The following is a 1,643-nucleotide window of genomic DNA, read 5'->3' on the forward strand; positions in this document are numbered from 1 at the left end:
AATCCATAACTTTACCAATGGGTTTATTTGCCTCAAAATGGACCGTATAGAAGCGTTTTTAATTTCAATGTGGTTTTATCACAAAATCTTTAAATCGCTCTGTACGGTGCCTTTCTGTCAATTTAAACGCATATATATTCTCAAAATCATCAGCAAACTTCACTACTTTGCTGTTTATCCTTCAATGCTTTTAAATGCGATTTCATGACTGATGCTCCCGAAAAAAGCTCTGCTTTCAAATTTCTGCAATACTCTGCAAGCTCTGCTCCTGTTGGCATAAAGGTTTTCGATAATCCTTTTGCTTTTCCGCATATGATATCCTTAACAGCCTGCTTTAGAGCGTATTCTGAAGCATCTGATAAGGCTATGCTGTAATTTAAAGCGATAACATTAGGGTCTATATTTGCCGGTATTTTTAGACCAGAAAGCAAATAAGCAGCCGCCTCGATATGTTCAACCGTAACTTTCCGTGAAAGCAGTGCTTGTAAGCGATTACAGTCTTGCAAAACTTGCGATCTCTCCTCCAGCGTCAACGGCTTTCCATGCATAGAGGTTGGAGGGTACACACTCCGGTCCACTCTCTTGGCAAGTGCTTGCAAATGAACTGATAGCCTCTGTATCTCTGCTGCATTCTGATCCATAAGAATCGCTAGTGGTGATTGCTGCTTTGAGTGTACTGAAGCTTTGTGAAAGGCTGTTTGTGAAGTTATTTGTTGAGAGCTTATAGCGTTCGTTTGCATATCGTTTCTCCTGTTCTAATTTCTTGGCGAGCGTTCCATTCTGGTTAATAATCCAACCACACCAAGCACTTTGCCAATCGCGATTGTTTGCATTTCGACATGGGTTGGCTTTCCAATGAAGTTTAAATCTTTCGAATTCTAATAACGCCTCATCCTGCGTTAAGCCTTTATCGATTGCGTATTGCAAATCAGGTTCAAAATCTTCTGGTACGCTTCCAAGTTCTTTTTTCCCCTTACTTCGCTTGGCTTTCTTAGGAACGCTTTCTTGCTCGTGAATGATTGATTGGTTGGTTTGCTTTGATTGGCTTTCAACATCACACTCGATTGGCTCGTCAACCAAATCGATTGTTTCTAAATCTTCAAAATCAATTTCTTTTTTTAATAAAACGTTAGTTTTATTTTTTTTATATATGTTAATGTTATTGTTAATGGCATTGCGTTCGCATTGCGCAACACTATGCGCATCGTATGCGCTCTGCATGCAATCCGCATATGCGTTTTCTTTTATATGATTATTGTCATTTTTACCTTTTGTTTTATGCCATCTAGAATGAGCTGCTTTTGTTGCTGCTTCTGATTTCTCTTTGCTATCATTTAATTCTAATTCAACATCTGGGTTCCACAACCGACCATCTTCTAAACAAATGATATGTCCAGTTTCTAATAAAAGATCTAATGCCTTCTGAAATTTTTTTACTGAGCAGCCAGCCAATAAAGATAACACTTTAAAATTATTCGTAAGCGGCTCTCCTGTGCGAAGCATTTGAAAGCGCAACTTAACATATATGAAACCTTCAAAAGCTGGCAAATATGCAAGATCAAGTAGCCACTTGTCTGCAAAAAGCCTCGTCCATGGCAACTTAGTTGACATACTTCACCTCCCTTTCTTTATTATTATTGCAA

At 38.5% G+C, this 1,643-nt stretch carries 2 protein-coding genes; both read right to left on the bottom strand.

Translation table 11 applies throughout. The annotated features are described in order from the left end of the window. Window positions 1–149 precede the first annotated feature (149 nt). Window positions 150–506, bottom strand: a complete 357-nt coding sequence (locus ACFINH_RS09770; RefSeq protein ID WP_375621830.1) for a hypothetical protein — start codon at window positions 504–506, stop codon at window positions 150–152. Then, the gene (locus ACFINH_RS09775) at window positions 493–1,611 is read right to left on the bottom strand and encodes a hypothetical protein (RefSeq protein ID WP_375632972.1); all 1,119 of its coding nucleotides are present in this window, start codon (window positions 1,609–1,611) and stop codon (window positions 493–495) included. The genes ACFINH_RS09770 and ACFINH_RS09775 overlap by 14 nt, the downstream gene beginning before the upstream one ends. Window positions 1,612–1,643: the final 32 nt, after the last annotated feature.

It is taken from the genome of Bartonella sp. AA74HLJMH, assembly GCF_042197045.1.
In the GTDB taxonomy this organism is placed as follows: domain Bacteria; phylum Pseudomonadota; class Alphaproteobacteria; order Rhizobiales; family Rhizobiaceae; genus Bartonella.

Bases quoted from the DNA above. Each gene is read 5' to 3' on its own strand.
- ACFINH_RS09775 (WP_375632972.1), bottom strand. From the start codon at position 1,611: ATGTCAACTAAGTTGCCATGGACGAGGCTTTTTGCAGACAAGTGGCTA.